The following is a 1,368-nucleotide window of genomic DNA, read 5'->3' on the forward strand; positions in this document are numbered from 1 at the left end:
ACGCTCCAATGCCGTCAGTTCAATCGCAACCGCTACACGTCCCATTCGATTACCCCTGCCATCAGGATAATCATATAAACTTCTCGATCAGGACACTAGATGCTATAAAGATTCCTGACCTTAGATATGAACTTCGATTTTTTGTGATATACAATTATGTTGGACATCGCTTGAAAAGCCCATTTGTTATTTGCATCTTATTGGAAAATTCATATGAAAAATGACAAAAAACTATTAGTTCTATACTTGAAGATCGTAACTTCATTCGTATTGGGCGCAATTATTGGCTATATAATCGCAAGCCTGTCGGGCATTAAACCGTCCTTTGTTCCCTTAGTTTCAGCCGTTCTTGGACTTCTAGTCGCATTTTCAATGCCGTTGTGGCAGGCTCTATTTGTAAATGCTCCCAATCTATCAGTGGAAATAAGTGCAATTAAGCGAACAGTAAGTGATACAGCCATAATATCTCTTGATGACGACCCGGAAATACGCCCTCTGATAACCACCAGAAAACGTCAGTCATTGCCTTTTGACGATGAAAGCAATATATTAAATGTCAAGCGCCAGGTAAAAAGAGGGTATACTCTCGCGCAAACTGAGGAACTATTAGCTAATGCAAAGCAGAGCCTGCGGGACCTGCCGTCTCAAATAGAGGAGCGCAAGAAAGAACTAGATCGAGTCAATGCCCTGACCTCGACAACACTAACCAAATACGAATGTGATAGATTGAATTCCCCTCTTTATCCAGAGGTTGATTTTGACCCATCTTCCCCTGAAAAAAGCCTCGATGCCCTTCGAGAGGCCTATCAGAAGCGGCTAGAGAGGCTCGAAAAACGGTATACAGATCTTCAAAGTAATTTGCCAGCTTGGGAACGAAAAATCGAATTACTCAAAAAGGAACTTTTTGACAATCGCTCATACTTTACCGTATCCGCCTCATTAATAAACTCTGGCCGTACTAATACAGCAGTTAAAGTTCCGTCTCTGCTTCGAGTTTCGATTGGCGAGGGAAATTATATTGACATAAAGTTAAGCTTGAAGGACTTTGAGGACAAGTCTGAGATATCAGCTAATGGTACAAGAATTGTCGTCTTCGAATCATCGGAAGTGTCATCCCTCCCAGAAGATGATCGAAACCTGATTAACACTTACTGGGGGCAATCGGTTAGTTCTCGCTTATTTATAGAAGATATTCATTCCAATATATATTCATCAAACACTATTGCCTTCGCCGAAGAGAGGTGGTCCCGTCCGTTCGGACAGTTTTGCGGGCTTGATAAGCTATACCCGGTTGTTGTTATGCCGCCCTTCTGACGGCGTTGCTGTTGGCCATCTGGTCCGGGGTTAACCCCGGACCAGATGGCGTCG

Annotated in this window: 1 protein-coding gene; it reads left to right on the plus strand. The window is 43.1% G+C overall.

Annotated features, from left to right (window positions below):
* Window positions 1-213 precede the first annotated feature (213 nt).
* Window positions 214-1,314, plus strand: a complete 1,101-nt coding sequence (locus CFR78_RS16145; protein ID WP_146221314.1) for a hypothetical protein — start codon at window positions 214-216, stop codon at window positions 1,312-1,314.
* Window positions 1,315-1,368: the final 54 nt, after the last annotated feature.

Origin of the sequence: Komagataeibacter rhaeticus (assembly GCF_003207855.1) — a bacterium.
Classification (GTDB): Bacteria; Pseudomonadota; Alphaproteobacteria; order Acetobacterales; family Acetobacteraceae; genus Komagataeibacter; species Komagataeibacter rhaeticus.